The sequence below is a fragment of the Psychromonas aquatilis genome (genome assembly GCF_038155185.1).
Taxonomy (GTDB): domain Bacteria; phylum Pseudomonadota; class Gammaproteobacteria; order Enterobacterales; family Psychromonadaceae; genus Psychromonas; species Psychromonas aquatilis.
This window is the reverse complement of record NZ_JBAKAZ010000454.1, coordinates 1-210: the sequence shown is the minus strand read 5'-3', so window position 1 is coordinate 210 and position 210 is coordinate 1. Positions and strand designations below refer to the sequence as shown.

1 protein-coding gene is annotated in these 210 nt (G+C 35.2%); it reads left to right on the top strand.

Annotation, left to right across the window (positions count from 1 at the left end; genetic code table 11):
* Window positions 1-199, top strand: a 199-nt coding sequence (locus V6256_RS16140) for an NAD-binding protein (protein WP_341599202.1), incomplete at its 5' end; no start/stop codon positions are given.
* Window positions 200-210: the final 11 nt, after the last annotated feature.

Genomic DNA, 210 nt, shown 5'->3' with positions numbered 1-210 from the left:
GAACCAAAAAATGGAACACCCATACAAACCAATCATGATTGTAGGTGGTGGATACTTTGGTCAAAGCCTGGCAAACCGCTTACAAAAAGAAAACTCTGTTAAATTAATTGAAACAAATTATCGCCGCGCAGAATACTTATCAGAAACATTGTCAAATACCATTGTTTTATGTGGTGATTCGTCAGACCAAGATTTATAAATAGAAGAACA